We start from the raw sequence: 18,074 nt of genomic DNA, 5'->3' as shown, positions 1-18,074 counted from the left end.
GCATCGATCCGGGCTCGTGGCCGGAACGGCGGGTTTGCGCTGTCAGCGGGCGGTCAAGACGGGGCCCGCGCGCAAGCGGATGGCGCGTAAGAAGTCGGCATGGCGTGCAAGGCGCCAGCCCAGGCCCTGGCCGCCAATGCGGCAGGGCGTCAATGCAGCACGGCGATCAAGCCTGCTGGTCTTTCGATGCCGGAACGGCGCCTTCCTTCGGCTTGAACTGCTTGTCGCTGATGCGGAACTTCGCACGGCGGTCGCCCATCAGGTAGCGCAGGTCGCGGATCGACAGGTCGCTGACCTCGTGCATGCGGATCAGCAGCGAAGCGCCGACCGGCAGGCGGTGGTGACGGATCTTGGAGATCACCGGCGGCGCCACTTCCAGCGCGCGCGAGAGAGCGGCGTCGTTCTTCAGACGCAGGTTCTCGATCAGGGTGTCCAGCAGACGGTTCGGGTTGTACTGCAGCAGTTCATCGCCTTCCGAATCGCTGTTCATGTCAATGCCGACTTGATTAGTCATGATTCAAATTCCTATATGTGGGTTGATCGGAATCGCTGGCGGCGTTTCGAATCCGGAATATTAATTTCGTAAATTTCTATCCAATTGTACAACTATTTCCATCTCGCTACTTATGCGCCATGCGAGATAGATCACACGCCCGCGACATTGTTGTCTACATGCAACAATAGCCGCAATGCAATTCTCTCACAAACTCACGGAAATAATAATTGTTTTTTGATTAACCAAGAGTGTACGTTACATCAGCTTTTGATGCCGCACGGTACAATTTTTGCTGACGGAAATACAAGAAAATGGGGGGTATGGCAAGATATGCACAATTTCCGCAGAGAACGGAGACGGCATGGAGTGAGATACCCCTGGGGGTATCTTGCTTTGGAGGTAAGATTGACGCGAGGTAAAGGCGGGAAAGCCGTTACAAACCCTTACAAACTTTCCCGCTCGGCAATAATCAGCTCTCGCGCGAAAGACGCACGGCGCGTCCCAGCTCGATCACCGACATGGCATAGAAGTAACTGCGGTTGTATTTGGTGATAGCAAAGAAATTATCGTTCGCCACCCAGTACTCGGTGGGTTCGGCGCCGTTCTGCAGGTCGACCAGGCCGTACAGGCGGCCAGCCGGCAGGGCGACCTCGGTCATGACGCCGGCGGCCTTCAGTTCTTCCGGCTGCAGGGTGGCGGCCAGGCCACGGCCGAGCAGGCCTTCCCAGGCCTGGTGCGGGGCCACGTCGGCGGCGTACACGGCCGGGCCGCGATGCTCGGCGTTCCAGCCGTGCTGGACCAGGAAGTTGGCCACGCTGCCGATCGCGTCGCTCGGCGAGCCGCGCAGGTCGATGCGGCCGTCGTTGTCGAAGTCCACGCCGTATTTCAGGACATTGCCAGGCATGAACTGCGGCATGCCGACCGCGCCCGCGAAGGAGCCCAGCAGCTCCAGGGGATCGCTGCCGCGCTCGCGCGCCAGCAGCAGGGTGTTGGCCAGTTCGCTGCGGAAGAAAGCTTTGCGCGCTTCGCGGTTCGGGGTTTCCGGGTAGGCGAAGGCGAGGGTGGTCAGGGTGTCCACGACGCGAAAGCGCCCGGTGTCGCGGCCGTAGATGGTTTCCACGCCGATGATGCCGACGATGATCTCGGCCGGCACGCCATAGGCGGCTTCGGCGCGCGCCAGGGCGGCGGCGTTCTCGTTCCAGAAGCGCACGCCGGCGTTGACGCGGATCGGTTCGATGAAGCGCTCGCTGTAGGCCTGCCAGTTCTTGGGCTTGCCCGGCGGCGCCGGCTTGACCAGCTGCACCGCGGAGTCGACGAAGCGCACCTTGGCGAACAGGCTTTCCAGGCTGGCGCGGTCGAAGCCCTGCTGCGCGACCATCTCGTCGATGAATTCGCGCACCGCCTGCCATTCGAGGAAGTCGCCGTGCTCGCCATCGTAGTCGATCACGGCCGCGGCGGCCGCAGCCGGCAGCACGCGCGCCTTCGCCGGCGCGGCCTTGGCTTTCTTGCCCTTGCCCTTGGCCGTCACGGCGGCCTTGGTTTTCGCGGGCTTGGCCTTCGCGTGGGATTCCTTGGCAAAGGCATGGGCTTCGCCCTGGGTGGCCAAGGCCAGCGCCAGTGCGGCAAACAGGGGAGCGATCGACTTCATCTGACTTGCGACAATAAACTCTTCAAGGTTGCGACCAGCCGGGGATCGGCATGGGGTGGCGCATAACGCCAGGCGCTGTAGCGGCGCAGGAATTCGGCAGCGGCCGCGCGCGCGGGTGGGGCCAGTTGGGAGGCCGCCGCGACCCGGGCCGCGTAGGCGCTCGGCCCTTCGTCCGCTGCCCTTGCCAGGCCGTGCTGGCCGAGGCGCTTGCACAAGGTCGAGTATAGAGCATCGACAGGATGAATTTCTCTGCGGCGAACTAAAATTCCTGTGAGCAGCAACAAAAGCACAGCTGCCGTTAGCAGGGCGACAAAGCGCCAGCCGAACAGGCTTTCCTGAATGCTATTGACGACGCTGCGCTGGCGTTCCGGCGTGTAGTTGAGCACCCACTGGTTCCAGCCATTGTTGACCGCGCTGAAGGCGTTGCGCAGCTGGCCCAGCCAGCCCGGCCCGCCGCCGTCGAGGCCGAAGCCGCGCAAGGCGTCGATGCCGAAGGGCGCCGGCATCTCCACCGCCGCGCGCAGGCTCTGGCGCACGCGCTCGGGCGCCACCGCCGCGGTCGGGTCGACCCGCGTCCAGCCGCGTCCGGCCAGCCAGACCTCGGCCCAGGCATGGGCATCCGATTGCCGCACCGTCATGTAGCCGTCGAGCGGATTGACCTGGCCGCCCTGGTAGCCGGTGACCACGCGCGCCGGCACGCCCGCCGCGCGCATCAGGAACACGAAGGCGCCCGCGTAATGCTCGCAAAAGCCGGCCCGGGTGCGGTACAGGAATTCGTCGACCGTGTGCCGCCCCAGCAGCGGCGGCTCGAGCGTGTAGACGAAGGGCTGCTCGCGGAACTGGCGCAGCACCGCCTCGACCCGGCGCGCCGGGTCGGCATGTTTGCGCAAGGCCAGGCCGGCCGCCAGTGCCTGGGGGTTGTAGCCGTAGGGGAGCAGCATCCAGCGGCTGGCGTCCTCCAGCCGCGCGCCGCCCTGCAGGGCGTACTCGAGATGGGAGCGCACCCGATAGCGCAGGCGCGCGTCGAGCGGCGTGGCGCTGGTCAGCTCGAACTGGGGCGAGACCAGGGTGGCGCGCCCCGGCAGCCTGGGCACGCTGCCCGGCATCTCGAGCGCGAACACCCAGCGCGAGGGCGTGGGCTCGAGCGTGACCTCGTAGTCGACGCCGCGCCCGCCCACCGCCAGATGCAGCGCGGGACCCGGCAGGGCGCCGCCCGGATGCCCGGACCCGCGGGTCCAGGTGAGGCCGTCGAAGGCGTCCAACACCGGACCGCGCCAGTACAGTTGCGCCTGGTCCGGCACGGCGCCGGCGAAGCGCACGCGGAAGGCCGGTTCGTCCGACATCGCCAGCCGCGACAACTGTCCCGGCGCCATCGTGTCCGACAGCCCGCTCTTGCCGGCGGCGTTGCCGCCCTCGGTGCCCCACAGCGGCCCGCTGATGCGCGGGAAGACCACGAACATCACCAGGGCCAGCGGCGCGGCCAGCAGCAGGGTGCGCGCGCCCATCGCCAGTCGCTGGCGCAGCGGCGGCCGGCTGCCGGGGAACTGGAAGGAGAGCTGGGTGGTGAGCAGGGCCAGCACCGAGGCCACCATCAGCAGCGCGGTGCCGATCGACTGCGAATAGAAGAAGTTGGTGAGGATCAGGAAGAAGCACAGGAAGATCACCACGAACAGGTCGCGCCGCGCGTGCATCTCCAGCATCTTGAAGGCCACCAGCAGCACCAGCATCGCGACCCCGGCGTCGCGCCCGAGCAGGGTCTGGTAGCTGGCCTGGACCCCGATCATGGCGCCGGCAGCGAGCGGCAGCAAGAGCAGGCTGGACGGCATGCGCTTGCCGCGCAGGGTGATCGCGGCGCGCCAGGCGAGCAGGGCGCCGCACAGCAGCGAGACCCACAGCGGCAGGTGCAGGGTGTGCGGAAGCAGCACCAGCAGCGCGCTGCCCAGCAGCAGCAGGGTGTCGGCCTTGTCGCGGGTCAGCGCCGGCGCCTTCATGCCTGCTCCCCGCTGCCGTGCAGGGCCAGCGCGCGCAGGCAGGCCGCCTGGTGGGCCGCGCCCAGCGCGGCCTCGTAGCGCAGGGCGCCCAGGCGGAAGGCGTAGGGCAGGGCGCGGCTCTCGGCGTCCAGCACCCAGCGCGTCATGCGCGACAGGCGCAACTCGAGGTCGAGCTGGGCCGGCAGGGCGTCGAAGTCGAGCACCAGCTCGCCCCCGCCGCCGCCCTCGAAATGCTTGCTCACCAGCTGGCCGCCGAGGCTGGGGTCGAGGCGCGCGATCTGGCGCCAGGCCAGCCGGCGCGGGCTGTCGCCGGCCTGGTAGTTGCGCACCCCGGCGAAGTCGTCGCTGCCCGCGCTGCGCGCCTCGTTGCCGCTGCTGGCGCTCAGGGGCAGGGCCGGGCCGCCTTCCTCGGGGCGCGGGTAGACCAGGGCGCGCAGGCCCGGGCGCCAGTAGCACCAGGCATGAAACAGGCCGAGCGGAAAGCGGGTCGAGAGCCTGACCCGCGCCGGCGCCAGCCAGCCGCGCGTCGTGGTCGGCACCGCCAGCACCACGCTGGCCTGGGAAGCGGCCGGAACGTCGGTGACGTGGCGCGCCTGCCCAAGGTCGGACAACTCGGCGAAGTCGGCATGGATGCCGTAGCGCGCCAGGCGGGTGCGGTTGCTGATGCTCAGTTCGAACTGGGCTTCCTGGCCCGCGAACACGGGCGCGATGCGGCCCTGGCGCAGGCGCAGCTGGGCCAGGTTGCGGTAGGTGGCGACCATGTCGACCAGGGCGCAGGCCACGGCCAGGAAGGTCAGGCCGAAGCCCAGGCCCAGGGCGTAGTTGACGGAGCCGATCAGGAGCACCAGCAAGAGGCCCGCGAAGCCCAGCCCGGCCTTGGAGGGCAGGATGAACACGCGGCGCTGCGACAGCAGCACCTCGCCCATGTCGAGCGCGCCCTTGCGCGGCAGCCAGGCGCCCGTGGTGCGGCGCAGCCAGGCTCGGAACGCCTGCGCCATCAGACCGGGACGGACTTCTGCAGCTGCAGCACCAGGTCGCGGCTGGCGAGCGCCGCGCCGTGGGCCGCCTTGAGCGGGCGCAGGCGGTGCGCGCACACCGGCACCAGCACGGCCTGGATGTCCTCGGGGATCACGTGGTCGCGTCCCTCGAGCGCGGCCCAGGCGCGCCCGGCCTGCAGCAGGGCGATGGCGGCGCGCGGCGACAGGCCTTCGGCGAACAGGCCGTTCTGGCGCGAGGCCTGGGCCAGCGCCTGCACGTAGGTGACCAGGGCGGGCGAGGCGTGGATCTCGCGCAGCGCGCGGCGCGCCCGCGCCAGCTCGGCCGGGTCCATCGCCGGCGCCAGGGCGCGCAGCAGCTCGCGCCGGTCTTCGCCCATCAGGAGGGCGCGCTCGGCGGCGGCGTCCGGATAGCCGAGCGAGAGGCACATCAGGAAGCGGTCGAGCTGCGACTCGGGCAGCGGGAAGGTGCCGACCTGGTTGGCCGGGTTCTGGGTGGCGATCACGAAGAAGGGCTCGGGCAGGGCGCGGGTGACGCCGTCGGCCGTCACCTGGCGCTCCTCCATCGCTTCGAGCAGGCCGGACTGGGTCTTGGGCGTGGCGCGGTTGATCTCGTCGGCCAGCAGCACCTGGGTGAAGATCGGGCCCGGATGGAACACGAAGTCGTTCCGGTCGCGCTCGTAGACCGAGATCCCGGCCACGTCGGCCGGCAGCAGGTCGCTGGTGAACTGGACCCGGTTGAACTTGAGGCCGAGCGAGATCGCCAGCGCATGCGCCAGCGTGGTCTTGCCCACGCCGGGCAGGTCTTCGAGCAGCAGGTGGCCGCCCGCCAGCAGGCAGGTGATGGCCAGGCGCACCTGCTCGTCCTTGCCGATCACGACCTGGCTGACCTGGCGCGCGGCGGCATGCAGTTGATTGAACATAGCGGTTCCGGTTGGGCGTTCATGGGTGGCCGGTCGTGCGGAGCGGGCCGCCGGCATGGTAGATTAGCGCCATTGGCAAGCTTTGTACTCCGACGGCAACAAGCCGACGCAAGGATTCTATGCGAGAACGCGGCGATGGGGGCAAACGCATGAGCACAGGCGGAGACACGAGTACCATGAGCACAGCAATCTACAGCCACCCCGACTGCCGCCGGCACGAGATGGGCAGCTGGCATCCGGAATCCCCGGCGCGCCTGCAGGCGATCGACGACCAGCTGATCCTGGCGCGCCTGGACGGGCTGATCGAGCAGCGCAGCGCGCCGCTGGCCGACACCGCATCCATCCTGCGCAACCACAGCCCGGGCGCCCTGGCCCTGGTGCGCGACCACGTCCCGGCCGCGCCGGGCGACTACTATCCGCTGGACGGCGACACCTCGCTCTGTCATTACAGCTACCAGGCGGCGCTGCGCGCGGCCGGGGCGGCGATCCAGGCCACCGACGACGTGATCGCCGGCGCGGTCGACAACGCCTTCTGCGCGGTGCGCCCGCCGGGCCACCACGCCACCCCGACCGAGCCGATGGGCTTCTGCCTGTTCAACAACGTGGCCATCGCGGCCCGCCACGCCCTCGAGGTGCATGGGCTGGAGCGGGTGGCCATCGTCGACTTCGACGTCCACCACGGCAACGGCACCGCCGACGCCTTCCGCGACGAGCCGCGGGTGCTGATGGCCAGCTTCTTCCAGCATCCCTTCTACCCGTACAGCGAGCCGGAGCCGATCACGGCGACCTGCGTCAACGTCCCGGTGCCGGCGCGCGCCGACGGCGAGGCGGTGCGCAAGCTGGTGCAGGAGTACTGGCTGCCGGCCCTGCATGCCTTCCAGCCCCAGATGATCTTCTTCTCGGCCGGCTTCGACGGCCACCGCGAGGACGACATGGGCGGCATCGGCCTGGTCGAGGCGGACTATGCCTGGATCACGCGCCAGGTGGTGGCGGTGGCCAGACAGTACGCCCAGGGACGGATCGTGAGCTGCCTGGAGGGCGGCTACGAGCTCTCGGCCCTGGGACGCAGCGTGGTGGCCCACCTCAAGGTGCTGGCCGATCTCGAATGATCCCGGCGCGCCCGTGGCGGCGCAAACAGCGGGTGAATCAGCGGCTGTTCCATGTATTGACGCGGCTTGACCGTTCTATAATGTTGCCATGAACATCAACGCCTACAACCCCTACGCCCCCGCCGGCAGCACCGGCCTGCCCGCCAACGTCGGCCCGGCCCTCGCCAAGGCCCTGCTGGCGCGCAATCCCGAGTTGCAGAAGATCGACGCCCAGGTGCGCAGCAGCGATGCGCGCCTGTCGCTGGTCGGCACGCTGGCCTCGGCCCTGGCCGAGTTCCGCGCCGGCAGCGGTGGCCTCGCGGCGGGCAACCTGGGCAAGGCGGTGAGCGTGAGCGGCGCCGGCCTGGCCGCGAAGCTCAATGCCGGTTCCGCCGCGGCGGGCAGCTACCAGGTGAGCGTCGAGCAGCTCGCGACCGCCCAGCAGCTCAGCACCAAGACCCTGTCCAGCAAGGATGCCCCGCTGGGCAGCGGCGCGCCGACCACCATCAAGGTCGAGACCGGGAGTGGAGCGGACGCGAAGACAGTCTCGGTGCGCATCGACGGCAGCAACAACACGCTCGAGGGCATCGCCAAGGCCATGCGCGACGCGGGCCTGGACGCCAAGGTGCTCAAGCAGGACGCCGGCTATGTGCTCAGCCTGAACGGGCAGACCGGGGCCGCCAACACCATGCGGGTCAGCGCCAGCGGCGAACCGGCCCTGCAGGCCCTGTTCTCGTATGGAGCTGACGGCAGCGGCGGCCTGCGCCAGACCGTGGCCGCGAGCGACGCCCGGGTCAAGGTCGACGGCAAGCTGTTCACGTCCAGCACCAACCAGCTGGACAAGGCGATCGCCGGCCTCACGCTCAGCCTCGGCGCCACCGGGACCAGCGAAGTCAAGGTGGTGGGCGACAATGCGAAGATCGCGGCCAACGTGAAGGACTTCGTCAAGGCTTTCAATACCCTGGGCGAGCAGCTGGAAAAGGCGCGCAGCGCGCAGTCGCCGGCGGGCGCGATCCAGGCCGGCATCCGCAGCGCGCTGGCCGAGATCGATCCGAAGCAGCTTGCCGCGATCGGCATCGGTGTCAACGGCGACAAGCTGAGCGTCGACGGCGCCAGACTGGAGGCGGCCATCGCCGCCGATCCGGGCAAGGTCAACGAGCTGTTCGGCAAGAGCGGCAGCGGCCTGGCCGCGCGCCTGGTGGCCCTGGTGGACAAGCAGATCGGCAGCGGCGGCGAACTGGTGCAGGAGGCGCGCTCGCTGCAGGCCGACCGGCTCGAGCTGCAGGAGCAGAAGGCCAAGGTGACGGAATCGGTCAACCGCCAGGCGGCCCTGCTGATGTACCAGGCCGAGCAGAGCGCAGCCGGCGCCGGCACCCTGCTGGGCGGGGCGGGCCGGCCGATGTCGCTGTTCGATATCCTCGCCTGAGTTTCAGACGGGTGGGCGCTCGCCAGGGCGCAAGGTCAGCACCCGCACGCCGTGGCGGGTCACCGCCACCGTGTGTTCGAACTGGGCCGACAGGCGGCCGTCCGCCGTGACCACGGTCCAGCCGTCGTCCAGCGTACGCACGCCGTGGCGGCCTTCGTTGAGCATCGGCTCGATCGTGAACACCATCCCTTCGCGCAGCACCGTGCCGGTATCCGGCCGGCCCCAGTGCAGGACCTGGGGCGGCTCGTGCATCTCGCGGCCGATGCCGTGGCCGCAGTAGTCGCGCACCACCGAATAGCCGCAGCGCCGCGCGTGGCGTTCGATGGCGTGGCCGACGTCGCCCAGGCGGGCCCCGGGACGCACCGCCGCGATCCCGCGCCACATCGCGTCATAGGTGGCCTGGACCAGGCGCTGCGCCGCCGGCGACACCTTGCCGACCAGGTAGGTCTTGCTGGAGTCGGCGATCCATCCGTGCTTTTCCAGCGTGATGTCGAAGTTGACGATGTCGCCGTCGCGCAGCACTTCCCGGGCCGAGGGCACGCCGTGGCAGACCACCTGGTTGATCGAGGCGTTGAGCGCGTAGGCATAGCCGTACTGGCCCTTGCTCGCCGGGCGCGCTCCCAGTTCCTGCACGATGTGGCGTTCGACCAGGTCGTTGACTTCCATGGTCGACATCCCGGCCAGCTGCAGGGTGTCTAGGTGGGCGAACACGCCCGCCAGCAGGCGGCCGGACTGCGCCATCAGCTCGACTTCGTCGGCGCGCTTGATCATGTGGCGACGGCCCTGAGCGCATCGAGCTCCACGCCCGCCGCGCGCAGCTCCCGGGCGACGAGCTCGTTGAAGGACAGGGTGGGGTTGAGCTCGCTGAGCATGCCGATCTTGATCCAGAACGCCGCCTGCGCATTGATCGAGCGGCAGGACACGGCGCTGGCCTTGCGGATCTGGTCGTGCAGCTCGTCGTCGATATTCACGATACCCATGAGGTTTTCAATATATGTTCCATATATGGATCATATATTCATTGCGGCGGACTGTGCAAGTCCAAAATCGCTGTAGCGCGATCCCTAGGGCGGACCTAGATCTGGATCAAATCGACTATGAGGCGTTTACGCAAAAGCGCCACACTTTCGGCAGTGTGCAATTTGACACGTGCATATGTCGGGAATAGAGTGATCTCGGCCATACCAATGGTCCGCCGGCAAGCCTCCGGACCACGGACCGGTGCACGGCGCCAATCACAACAAGGAGACGACCAGTGAAACTCGTTCGCGTTTTGTGTGCGCTGTGCCTGCTATGGGCGTCCGGCTTCGCCGCCGCCGCCAACTACACCCTGTGGATCAACGGCCGCACCGGCGGCGGGGCGATCGGCAACTACAACGATTTCGCCTACTGGGGCCCGGCCAGCACCGCCGCGGGCGTCAACAAGAAAGCCGTCAACTGGGACGGCCGCAGCAGCATCGCTTCCCAGAGCGGCAAGATCCGCGACGCCCTCGACTGCTTCTGCACCGGCGCCAACTGGTGCTACATCGCCACCCACAGCGCGGGCGACCTGATGCTGGGCTATACCCTGGCCAACTACGGCGGCTCGGCGCGCCTCAAGAAGAACGCCACTCCGAATTCCAGCGGGGTGTGCGGCAATGCCGACGGCAGCTCCCAGACCGGCTGGAACATCAAGTGGGTGCGCGCCGCCTCGGGCGCGGCCGGCGGCTCGGAACTGTCCGACGCCGGCTCCTGGACCACTTCGGAGCCCCTGGTGCAGGACCTCAAGACCTCCACCGCGCGCGCCATGTACAACCACAACACCACCCGCAACGTCTGGTTCTACATGTACGCCGGCGCCAAGGGCACGGCCTATTCCGGCATCCTGCCGGGCCAGGACGACGAGGCCGTGGCCTACCACAGCACCGGCGGCGTGGCTGGCAGTTCGGGCGGCTCCTACTGCAACCCGAGCGACTGGTTCTGCAACGACCTGAGCCTGGGCTCGGGCGCCAACGAGGGCGGCAGCGCCAAGTGGAGCTACCACTCGGTGGTGTTCCGCGACGACAGCGAAGCCTATAACCACTACGCCAACGGCAACTGGGGCGGCATCGTGGGCGTGGTGCGCAGCGCGGTCGTCAACAGTGCCTACTGAAGCGCGCAAGCGCGGCTGGCGCCGCCTGGCCTGGCCGCTGGGCCTGGGAGCGGGCGCGCTGGCCGTGCTCGGCATCCTGGCCGGGACCGGGGAGGGCGAGCCCGGCCCGACGGCGGTCGCCGAAGCGGCGCCGCCTTCCGGTCCCCAGTTCTTCGGCCCGCTGCCCGGCGGCGACGGCGCGCCGGGACCCGACAGCCGCTCGGCCCGGCGCAGCCAGCTGCTCGAGCAGGTCCAGCTGACCGACTTCACCTATTGCAGCTACCTCGAGGGCACGAAATACCCGCACGAGTCGCGCCCGATCACCGAGCACCCCGACCAGGCCTTTCCCAACCAGCCGGTGACGGAAACCCATCCGCTGCGCCCGGCCGACGGCGGACCCGACACCGGCGCGGTGCTGCTCCAGACCTCGCAGTCGCGGGTCTACCTGGCGGCCGGCGAGTCGGTCGCCTTCTCGCTGCGCGCGGTCGACCCGAAGGGCCAGACCCTGCCGCTGGTGGTGACGCGCGCCGTGGCCCAGGGCATGACCTATGGCGCCAGCCGTCCCACGCCCCAGGTCAGCCTGCCTTTCGCGGACGACGGCGGCGGCGCCGATCCGGTGGCCGGCGACGGCGCCCATGCCGGCGTGCTCGCGCCCGCGCAGTCGGGCCTGGCGGGCTTCCACGGCACCATCCGCACCGAAGTGCGCTACAGCGCCGGCGGGCGCAGCGGCTTCGTCCTGTTCGACGTGATCCACACGCCGGTGCTGCCCGCCAACTGGACCGGGCGGGTGCGCGAGGGGAGCGAAGACGGTTCGCTGAATTTCTACCTGGGCCTGGACGTGCGCCAGCCGGGGCGCTACGTGGTGAACGGGCGCATCGACGACGCCCGCGGCAAGCCCTTCGCGCTGGCCAGCTTCAACGAGCCACTCGGTCCGGGCGTGCAGGAGATCAAGCTGACCGTGTTCGGCAAGCTCATGACGGACGCGGCGCCCGCGCTGCCCCTGGTGCTGCGCGACGTCGACGGCTACCTGCTGCGCGAGAACGTCGACCCCGACCGCCTGCTGCTGCCTCGCCTGGAAGGCAAGGTGCACACCAGCCGCGCCCTGTCCCTCAAGGGCTATTCGAACGCCGAATGGCAGGGCGAGGAGCGCAGCCGCTACCTCGCCGAGTACGCCAGGGACCGCGATGCGGCGCGCGCGCGGCTGGCGGCCTTCGACCCGGGGCAGGCCCCGCCGCCCAGCGCCTGCGCCACGCCGGGCGCCTGAGTCCGGGTACTCAGCCGGGCAGCACTGGCAGGCGGTCCATCATCATCGCGGCGCCGATCGCGCCGCACAGCATGCCGCACCAGAACCACCGCGCCAGGGAACGCCTGTCCAGTCGCCGTACTCTCATCCTTGTCTCCTCGAGCAGCCTTGCCGGCCCAGGAAACAGTGTGCGCGCCAAATGTGTCAATTGCGTTGCAACGCGTCAATACAACGCCCTCGTGTGGCGTAGATGCCGACTCCGGCGGCCAGCAGCGTAAAATACCGCCTTGGATGAAAGATTAAGAGAGCAAGAGCATGTCGATACAATGGTTCCCGGGGCATATGAATTCGGCCAAGAAGGAAGCGGCCGAACAGATGGAAAACATCGATGTCGTGGTCGAGGTCCTCGACGCACGCCTGCCCGAAGCGAGCCGCAACCCGCTGGTCGAGGAATTGCGCAAGTTCCGCCAGCGTCCCTGCCTGAAGGTCTTGAACAAGATCGACCTGGCCGACCCGGCCGCGACCGCCGCCTGGAAGAGCTTCTATGACGCCCAGGACGGCGTGACCGCCTACCCGATGACGACCAAGAAGCCGGGCGACGTGGCGCGCATCCCCGAGCTGTGCCTGAAGCTGGCGCCGCACCGGGGCGTGCCGACCAAGCCGCTGCGCATCATGATCATGGGGATCCCGAACGTCGGCAAGTCGACCCTGATGAACGCGCTGCTCAAGAAGCGCGTGGCCAAGGTGGGCGACGAGCCGGCCGTGACCAAGACCCAGCAGCGCCTCTACCTGAACAAGGACACGGTGCTGGTCGACACCCCCGGCATGCTGTGGCCCAAGATCGCGATGGCGAGCGACGGCCTGATGCTGGCGGCCAGCCACGCCATCGGCTCCAACGCCCTGGTCGAGGAAGAGGTGGCCGAATTCCTCGGCAACGTGCTGCTGGAGCGCTACCCGCAGCTGCTCAGCGCGCGCTATGGCTTCAAGACCGAGGGCATGGATGGCGTCGCGGTGATCGAAGGCGTGGCCGCGCGCCGCGGCTACCGCATGCGCGGCGGCGACTTCGACTACGAGAAGGCCTCGCACGTGCTGCTGCACGACTACCGCACCGGCGCCCTGGGCCGCATCAGCCTGGAGACCCCCGAGTCGCGCGCCGCGGCGCTGGCGCGCCACGAGGCCGAGATGGCCGAGAAGGCGCGCATCGCCGCCGAGAAGGCGGCCGAGAAGGCCGAACAGGCCGCGCGCGGCAAGCGCGGCACCTGAGGGCGCGGGCGGCTCAGGCGATGGTGTCGACCGTGCCGCCGTCCACCCGCAGCGCAGCGCCCGTGGTGGCCGAGGCCTGGGGCGAAGACAGGTAGACGATCATGTTGGCCACCTCGTCCACCGTGGCCGGGCGCTGCAGCAGGTTGCTGGAACGGTGCTCGCGCACGAAGCGGGTGGCGGTTTCCTCGATGCTGGCGCCGCTCTCGCGCGCCTGCTCCTGCAGCATCTCGCGCACGCCTTCCGACAGCGTCGGGCCCGGCAGCACCGCATTGACCGTGACCCCGCTGCCTGCGGCCAGCTTGGCCAGGCCGCGCGAGACCGAGAGCTGGGCGGTCTTGGTCATCCCGTAGTGGATCATGTCGGCCGGGATGTTCAGGCCGGATTCCGAGGACACGAACAGGATGCGGCCCCAGTCCCTGGCCAGCATGCCCTGCAGGTAGTGGCGCGACAGGCGCACGCCCGACATCACGTTCATCTGGAAGAAATGCTCCCAGGTGGCGTCATCGATCTCGAAGAAGGGCTGGGGGCCGTAGATGCCGGCGTTGTTGACCAGGATGTCGACCGCCGGCTCGGCCGCGATCAGGGCCGCTGCGCCCTCGGCGCCGGCAAGGTCGGCCGCCACGCCGCGCACGGCGGCGCCCGGGACGGCCGCGAGCAGGGCCTCGCGCGCGCGCTCGATCGAGGCCGCGCTGCGCCCGTTCAGCACGACACTGGCGCCGGCCCGGGCCAGGCCGATCGCGCTGGCCAGCCCGATGCCGGCGGTGGAGGCGGTGACCAGGGCGGTTTTACCGGTCAGATCGATGTGCATGGGAAGGCTCCTTTGCTGGTAAAGGGCGCCCGGCTAGGCGGCCGGCGCGCCGAAGCGGAAGCTTGACACGCTCAAGCTGCCGAAGAAATCGTCCTCATGGTAGACGCAGGCGGCCGCTTCGTCCTCGGCCGCGCCCAGCGCCACCATCAGCGGAATCAAATGCTCTTCGCGCGGGTGGGCGGCGCGCGCCGCCGGCGCCGCGTCCCAGCGCAGCAGCGCCTGTTCGCGCTCGGCCGGGGGCAGTTCCAGCAGGCTGTGCTGCAGCCAGCCGTCGAAGGCGCGCGAGGCCTCGGCCCCGCCGGGGCCGAACTGGCGCAGGTTGTGGTAGGAGAGGCCGCTGCCGATGATCAGGACGCCTTCGTCGCGCAGGGCCCGCAGCGCGCGCCCGGCCGCGATGTGGGCCGCCGGGTCGAGGTCGCGGCGCAGCGACATCTGCACCACCGGCATGGTCGCTTCCGGATAGACCGGATAGAGCATGGAGAAGGTGCCGTGGTCGAAGCCGCGCTCTGGGTCGAGGTCGGCATCGAAGCCGGCCTCGCGCAGCAGGGCGGCGGCGCGTGCGGCCAGCGCCGGCTCGCCTGGGGCCGGGTAGCGGATCTGGTAGGTGTGGGGCGGGAAGCCACCGTAGTCGTAGATCATGCCGGGCGCGCTGCCGGAGGAGAGCAGGAAGCGCGGCGCTTCCCAGTGGCTGGTCACGACCAGCACCGCGCGCACCGTGTCGCCGGCATCAAGGCGCAGCGCCGCCAGCGAGGCGGCCAGCTTGTCGTAGGCCGGGCCTACCTGTTCCTTCATCCACGGCCAGGGGCCGCCGCCGTGGGAAACGAAATACGTGGGTAGGGTCGCCACGGTCACTCCTGCGTTGGCTGAAATGCCCATGGTAGCCGATCCAGCTAGAAGCTGCCGGGGCCCCGCGCGAGATGCATCAGGCCGAACAGGCGGGCGCAGCGCGTCGCCGCCAGCACCGCCACCGCGAGCTGGGTCAGCAGGAAGGCGCCGGCAAAGGCGAGCGGGCCGATCGGCGGCAGATGGATGCGCGCCAGCCCCAGCAGGCCGGCCAGGGCCAGGCCGGCGGCGCTCACGCCCAGGTAGAACCCGATGCTGGCCAGCGGTCGGCGCGCCAGGAGGCGCAGGCCGTCGAACCAGGCCCGCACCGCCGAGCGGCGGCGCCGGTCCAGGGCCAGCACCGCGCGCCCCAGGTCGAGCGTGAGGTGGACCAGCGCGAACAGCAGGGCGGCCACGGCCGCCGCCGCCATGCTGGCGCGGTCGGCCTCGGCCGGCACGCGCGCGTCCAGGGCGTAGCCGTCGGCCAGGTCGAGCGCGAACCCCGCCGCCAGTCCGGCCAGGCCGAGCGGCAGCAGGGCCCACAGCAGCATGCGCAGCAGCCGCCCGTACTCGTGCATGGCGCCGGCCAGCAGCTGGGCCATGCGCGGCGGCTGGGGCGCGCGCGCCGCCGTGATGGCGGCGCCGGTGAGCAGGGGCGAGAGCAGCAGCCCGAGCGCGGCGGCCACGATGGCGCCGCCGCTCAGCGCGCTGCCGTGGCGCATCGACAGCGTGGCGAGGTCGGCCACGGCCACCAGGTCGAGGCGCTCGGCCAGGCCGGCCGCCTGCACGCTGTAGTCGAAGGCGCCGGACAGCATGCGCCACACGGGCAGGGTGGCGGCCAGGGTCGGCAGCAGCAAGGCCGCGACCCACAGCAGCAGCAGGCGCCATTGCAGGGCGGGGCGCAGGCTGGCCAGGAGCGGCGAAGCCGGGCGCGCGGACGGCGCCTGGAGCGGGGCCGCGGTAGCGAGGGGGGAAGGGCTCAGGGTCGTCATACGGTGGCGATCAGGGAAAGGACGAGCTGCACGAAGGCGGCGAAGTCGGCGCTCCAGCGGCTGGAGGCGCGCTTGTCGGGGTCGATGCTGCGGCCGTCGTCGAACTTGTTGACGTCGAGGTAGTGGGCGCGGCGCGGGTCGAGCTGGGCCGACACCGCCTTGGCCGGCCGCACCCAGCTCCAGCTGCGCCAGCTCTCCTCGCCCTTCCACTGCACGGTCTCGCTGCTGCCGTCGGCGAAGCGCACCACCAGGGTCTGGGGCACGGCCGCGCCCTGGCGGCGCACGGTGACCGTGGTGCGGAAAGGGAAGGGGCCGGCGCCCGGCGCCGGGTTGGCGTGGGCCTTCTCCCAGGCCGCGCGGGCGTCTTCGATGCGCTCGTCGACCATCGCCTGGGTCTCCTCGACCCGCTTGCCGTTCTCGTCGCGGGTGCCCGGCAGCGGCAGTTCTTCCTCGCTGCGCAGTTCGAGCACGCGGTCGTCCACGCGCGCGGTGGCGAACACCTGGCGCGCGAACACCTCTTCGACGGCGGCGCGCTGGCCGCTGCCCTCGGCCAGGGCCTCGCGCAGGTCGGCGATGCTTGGGTGGCGGAACTTCCAGCGCCGGTAGTATTCCTTGACGCCGCGCTCCATCGCTTCGCGGCCGATGCGCTCCTCCAGATCGCGCATCACGATCGCGCTGCGGGTGTAGACCGGGCTGATGCCCTGCAGGCGCGCCCAGGCGTTCTGGCCGGGCGCGTCGGCCGGCTGGTCGCGCGGGGCGCCCATGCGCACGGCGTCGAAGGGCTCGAAGCCCGGATCGATGCCGATGCGCTTGAGCCAGGCCGGCGCCGGATGCACGCGCTGGCCGCGCTCGCGCATCATGCGCGCGTCCCAGTATTCGTTCATGCCTTCGTCGAGGAAGGGCTCCTCGAATTCGTTCGAGGCCAGGATGCCGTAGAAGTAGTTGTGGCCGAACTCGTGGATGGTCACGCCGTCCAGTTCGAACTCGGCCAGCGACCCGGGCGGCACGTCCTCGAAGCCCAGGGCGGTGATGAAGGTCGGGTACTCCATGCCGCCCGCTTCCTCGGCGCCGTAGGGCGGAATCACCACCGTCAGGGTCTTGTAGGGGTAGGGCCCGAGGGTGCGCGAGAAATAGGCGAGGGAATCCTTGGCCGCCTTCATGGCTGGTCCGGCGCTGGCCGCGTACTCGGGCGGATAGAGCACCTGCACGGTGACGGTGGGGCTGCCCGGGCCGGTCCAGGTCTCGACCAGCGGCCGGCTGCTGCGCTTGTCCGCGGTCCAGGCGAAGTCGTGGACGTCGGCCTGCAGGTAGCGGTGGGTGCGCATGCCGTTCTTCTCGACCGGCTGGCCCTGCAGCTCGCCGGTCGCGCCCACCACATAGTCCCTGGGCAGGGTGAGGCTGACGTCGAAGCTGCCGAAGTCGGCGTAGAACTCGGAGTTCTGGTGGAACTCGTGGGCGTTCCAGCGCGGGGCGGTGGCGCCGCGCTCGCCCGGCAGTTCGAGCACCGCGATCTTGGGGAACCACTGGGCCACCAGGTGGAAGCTGCCGTGGTGGCCGGTGCGCGCGACCACGCGCGGCAACTGGGTGGCGAAGCCGATGTCCAGGGTGGTGCTGGCGCCCGGCGCCACCGGCTGGGGCAGGTCGAGGCGCACGACGGTGCGGTCGGTGGCGGGGCCGCCGTCGGGCTGCACGAAATGCCAGGGCACGGCGGCTGCGCCCTGGCGCACTGCGCCCAGGGCGATATAGCCCCATTCGCCCTCGTTCAGGGCGAGGCCGCTGCGAAAGCCCTCGCCGGCCAGGCGCTGCTCGGTGAAGAAGGTGCTGCCCATGCCCTCGAAGGCGTTCATGTAGAGGTGCAGGTAGACGCTGCGCACCTCCTGCGCGCTGCGGTTGCGCCAGGTGAGCTGCTGCTGGCCGCTGACCAGGTGCTTGACCGGGTCGAGCGTGGCCGCGATGCGGTAATGGACCACCCGGTCCGACAGGGTGGCGTGCTCGCCGCTGCGGATGCCGCCCCAGGCCTGTGGGCTGCTGGGCGTGGCGACGGCGGCGGCGTCGGACGCCGCCAGGGCGATGCCGTCGGACGAGGCCGGCGGGGCCTTCGCGGGAGGCGCCCCGGTCTGCCAGGCCAGGGCGAAGCCGGCCAGGAGCAGGGTGGCGGCAGCGAAGCCGGCGGCGCGCCGGCGCATGAGGGTCTGCATTGCTGGGCTCTCGATCTTGTCTTGTCGTTAACGCATGACTATAGCGAGAAGCTTGCTCTGGTCCAAGTTTT

The 18,074-nt window shown here is 69.9% G+C and carries 16 protein-coding genes; 5 read left to right on the top strand and 11 right to left on the bottom strand.

Features of this window, described 5'->3' with window-relative positions:
- Positions 1-166: 166 nt before the first annotated feature.
- From B0920_RS11095 to B0920_RS11075, 5 genes are all read right to left on the bottom strand, one after another.
- Positions 167-514 carry a hypothetical protein gene (locus tag B0920_RS11095; RefSeq protein ID WP_078032553.1) on the bottom strand — a complete coding sequence of 116 codons (348 nt, stop codon included), beginning with the start codon at positions 512-514 and terminating at the stop codon, positions 167-169.
- 451 nt (positions 515-965) lie between these two features.
- Positions 966-2,144, bottom strand: a complete 1,179-nt coding sequence (gene mltB, locus B0920_RS11090) for a lytic murein transglycosylase B (RefSeq protein WP_078032552.1) — start codon at positions 2,142-2,144, stop codon at positions 966-968.
- Positions 2,141-4,135 carry a DUF3488 and transglutaminase-like domain-containing protein gene (locus B0920_RS11085; RefSeq protein ID WP_078032551.1) on the bottom strand — a complete coding sequence of 665 codons (1,995 nt, stop codon included), beginning with the start codon at positions 4,133-4,135 and terminating at the stop codon, positions 2,141-2,143. Before B0920_RS11085 ends, mltB begins: the two co-directional genes overlap by 4 nt.
- Complete coding sequence (locus tag B0920_RS11080; protein ID WP_078032550.1) at positions 4,132-5,133, bottom strand: DUF58 domain-containing protein; 1,002 nt, start codon at positions 5,131-5,133, stop codon at positions 4,132-4,134. The genes B0920_RS11085 and B0920_RS11080 overlap by 4 nt, the downstream gene beginning before the upstream one ends.
- Positions 5,133-6,053 (bottom strand): MoxR family ATPase, encoded by a 921-nt coding sequence (locus tag B0920_RS11075; RefSeq protein WP_078032549.1) that lies wholly within the window; start codon positions 6,051-6,053, stop codon positions 5,133-5,135. The genes B0920_RS11080 and B0920_RS11075 overlap by 1 nt, the downstream gene beginning before the upstream one ends.
- Positions 6,054-6,229: 176 nt before the next feature.
- Between B0920_RS11075 and B0920_RS11070 the strand changes: the two genes are divergently transcribed.
- Positions 6,230-7,162, top strand: a complete 933-nt coding sequence (locus B0920_RS11070) for a histone deacetylase family protein (RefSeq protein WP_078032548.1) — start codon at positions 6,230-6,232, stop codon at positions 7,160-7,162.
- A gap of 88 nt (positions 7,163-7,250) precedes the next feature.
- On the top strand, positions 7,251-8,567 hold the full coding sequence (fliD, locus tag B0920_RS11065; RefSeq protein WP_078032547.1) for a flagellar filament capping protein FliD: 1,317 nt from the start codon (positions 7,251-7,253) through the stop codon (positions 8,565-8,567).
- A gap of 3 nt (positions 8,568-8,570) precedes the next feature.
- Here the strand turns inward: fliD and map are convergent, their stop codons facing one another.
- Together map and B0920_RS11055 are read right to left on the bottom strand one after the other, a co-directional pair.
- Positions 8,571-9,338, bottom strand: a complete 768-nt coding sequence (gene map / locus B0920_RS11060) for a type I methionyl aminopeptidase (protein ID WP_078032546.1) — start codon at positions 9,336-9,338, stop codon at positions 8,571-8,573.
- Positions 9,335-9,547, bottom strand: coding sequence for a ParD-like family protein (locus tag B0920_RS11055; RefSeq protein WP_078032545.1), 213 nt, complete (start codon positions 9,545-9,547; stop codon positions 9,335-9,337). The genes map and B0920_RS11055 overlap by 4 nt, the downstream gene beginning before the upstream one ends.
- Positions 9,548-9,822: 275 nt before the next feature.
- Here B0920_RS11055 and B0920_RS11050 point away from each other — a divergent pair, with 275 nt between their 5' ends.
- From B0920_RS11050 to ylqF, 3 genes are all read left to right on the top strand, one after another.
- Positions 9,823-10,698, top strand: a complete 876-nt coding sequence (locus tag B0920_RS11050; protein ID WP_078032544.1) for a hypothetical protein — start codon at positions 9,823-9,825, stop codon at positions 10,696-10,698.
- Complete coding sequence (locus B0920_RS11045) at positions 10,688-11,941, top strand: hypothetical protein (protein ID WP_078032543.1); 1,254 nt, start codon at positions 10,688-10,690, stop codon at positions 11,939-11,941. The genes B0920_RS11050 and B0920_RS11045 overlap by 11 nt, the downstream gene beginning before the upstream one ends.
- A gap of 321 nt (positions 11,942-12,262) precedes the next feature.
- The gene (gene ylqF, locus B0920_RS11040; RefSeq protein ID WP_229455590.1) at positions 12,263-13,183 is read left to right on the top strand and encodes a ribosome biogenesis GTPase YlqF; all 921 of its coding nucleotides are present in this window, start codon (positions 12,263-12,265) and stop codon (positions 13,181-13,183) included.
- Between the two features lie 13 nt (positions 13,184-13,196).
- On the opposite strand, the gene B0920_RS11035 is transcribed toward ylqF, so the two are convergent.
- The 4 genes from B0920_RS11035 to B0920_RS11020 are packed head-to-tail and all read right to left on the bottom strand — an operon-like array spanning position 13,197 to position 18,003.
- Positions 13,197-13,991, bottom strand: coding sequence for an SDR family NAD(P)-dependent oxidoreductase (locus B0920_RS11035; RefSeq protein ID WP_078032541.1), 795 nt, complete (start codon positions 13,989-13,991; stop codon positions 13,197-13,199).
- Between the two features lie 33 nt (positions 13,992-14,024).
- A complete protein-coding gene (locus tag B0920_RS11030) occupies positions 14,025-14,837 on the bottom strand; it encodes a class III extradiol ring-cleavage dioxygenase (RefSeq protein WP_229455361.1) in 813 nt (270 codons plus the stop codon).
- 44 nt (positions 14,838-14,881) lie between these two features.
- Entirely contained in the window at positions 14,882-15,805 is a 924-nt protein-coding gene (locus B0920_RS11025) for a hypothetical protein (protein WP_078032539.1), read from the bottom strand.
- A complete protein-coding gene (locus B0920_RS11020; protein WP_218669352.1) occupies positions 15,802-18,003 on the bottom strand; it encodes a M1 family metallopeptidase in 2,202 nt (733 codons plus the stop codon). Before B0920_RS11020 ends, B0920_RS11025 begins: the two co-directional genes overlap by 4 nt.
- Positions 18,004-18,074 lie beyond the last annotated feature (71 nt).

Origin of the sequence: Massilia sp. KIM (assembly GCF_002007115.1) — a bacterium.
Lineage (GTDB): Bacteria > Pseudomonadota > Gammaproteobacteria > Burkholderiales > Burkholderiaceae_D > Telluria.
This window is presented reverse-complemented; position numbering and strand designations above follow the sequence as displayed.

Excerpts from the sequence above, each read along its gene's own strand:
- ylqF (WP_229455590.1), top strand. The coding sequence starts at position 12,263 with ATGAATTCGGCCAAGAAGGAAGCGGCCGAACAGATGGAAAACATCGAT.
- B0920_RS11025 (WP_078032539.1), bottom strand. The coding sequence starts at position 15,805 with ATGACGACCCTGAGCCCTTCCCCCCTCGCTACCGCGGCCCCGCTCCAG.
- B0920_RS11080 (WP_078032550.1), bottom strand. The coding sequence starts at position 5,133 with ATGGCGCAGGCGTTCCGAGCCTGGCTGCGCCGCACCACGGGCGCCTGG.
- B0920_RS11085 (WP_078032551.1), bottom strand. The coding sequence starts at position 4,135 with ATGAAGGCGCCGGCGCTGACCCGCGACAAGGCCGACACCCTGCTGCTG.
- fliD (WP_078032547.1), top strand. The coding sequence starts at position 7,251 with ATGAACATCAACGCCTACAACCCCTACGCCCCCGCCGGCAGCACCGGC.
- mltB (WP_078032552.1), bottom strand. The coding sequence starts at position 2,144 with ATGAAGTCGATCGCTCCCCTGTTTGCCGCACTGGCGCTGGCCTTGGCC.
- B0920_RS11095 (WP_078032553.1), bottom strand. The coding sequence starts at position 514 with ATGACTAATCAAGTCGGCATTGACATGAACAGCGATTCGGAAGGCGAT.
- map (WP_078032546.1), bottom strand. The coding sequence starts at position 9,338 with ATGATCAAGCGCGCCGACGAAGTCGAGCTGATGGCGCAGTCCGGCCGC.
- B0920_RS11055 (WP_078032545.1), bottom strand. The coding sequence starts at position 9,547 with ATGGGTATCGTGAATATCGACGACGAGCTGCACGACCAGATCCGCAAG.
- B0920_RS11035 (WP_078032541.1), bottom strand. The coding sequence starts at position 13,991 with ATGCACATCGATCTGACCGGTAAAACCGCCCTGGTCACCGCCTCCACC.
- B0920_RS11075 (WP_078032549.1), bottom strand. The coding sequence starts at position 6,053 with ATGTTCAATCAACTGCATGCCGCCGCGCGCCAGGTCAGCCAGGTCGTG.
- B0920_RS11020 (WP_218669352.1), bottom strand. The coding sequence starts at position 18,003 with ATGCAGACCCTCATGCGCCGGCGCGCCGCCGGCTTCGCTGCCGCCACC.
- B0920_RS11070 (WP_078032548.1), top strand. The coding sequence starts at position 6,230 with ATGAGCACAGCAATCTACAGCCACCCCGACTGCCGCCGGCACGAGATG.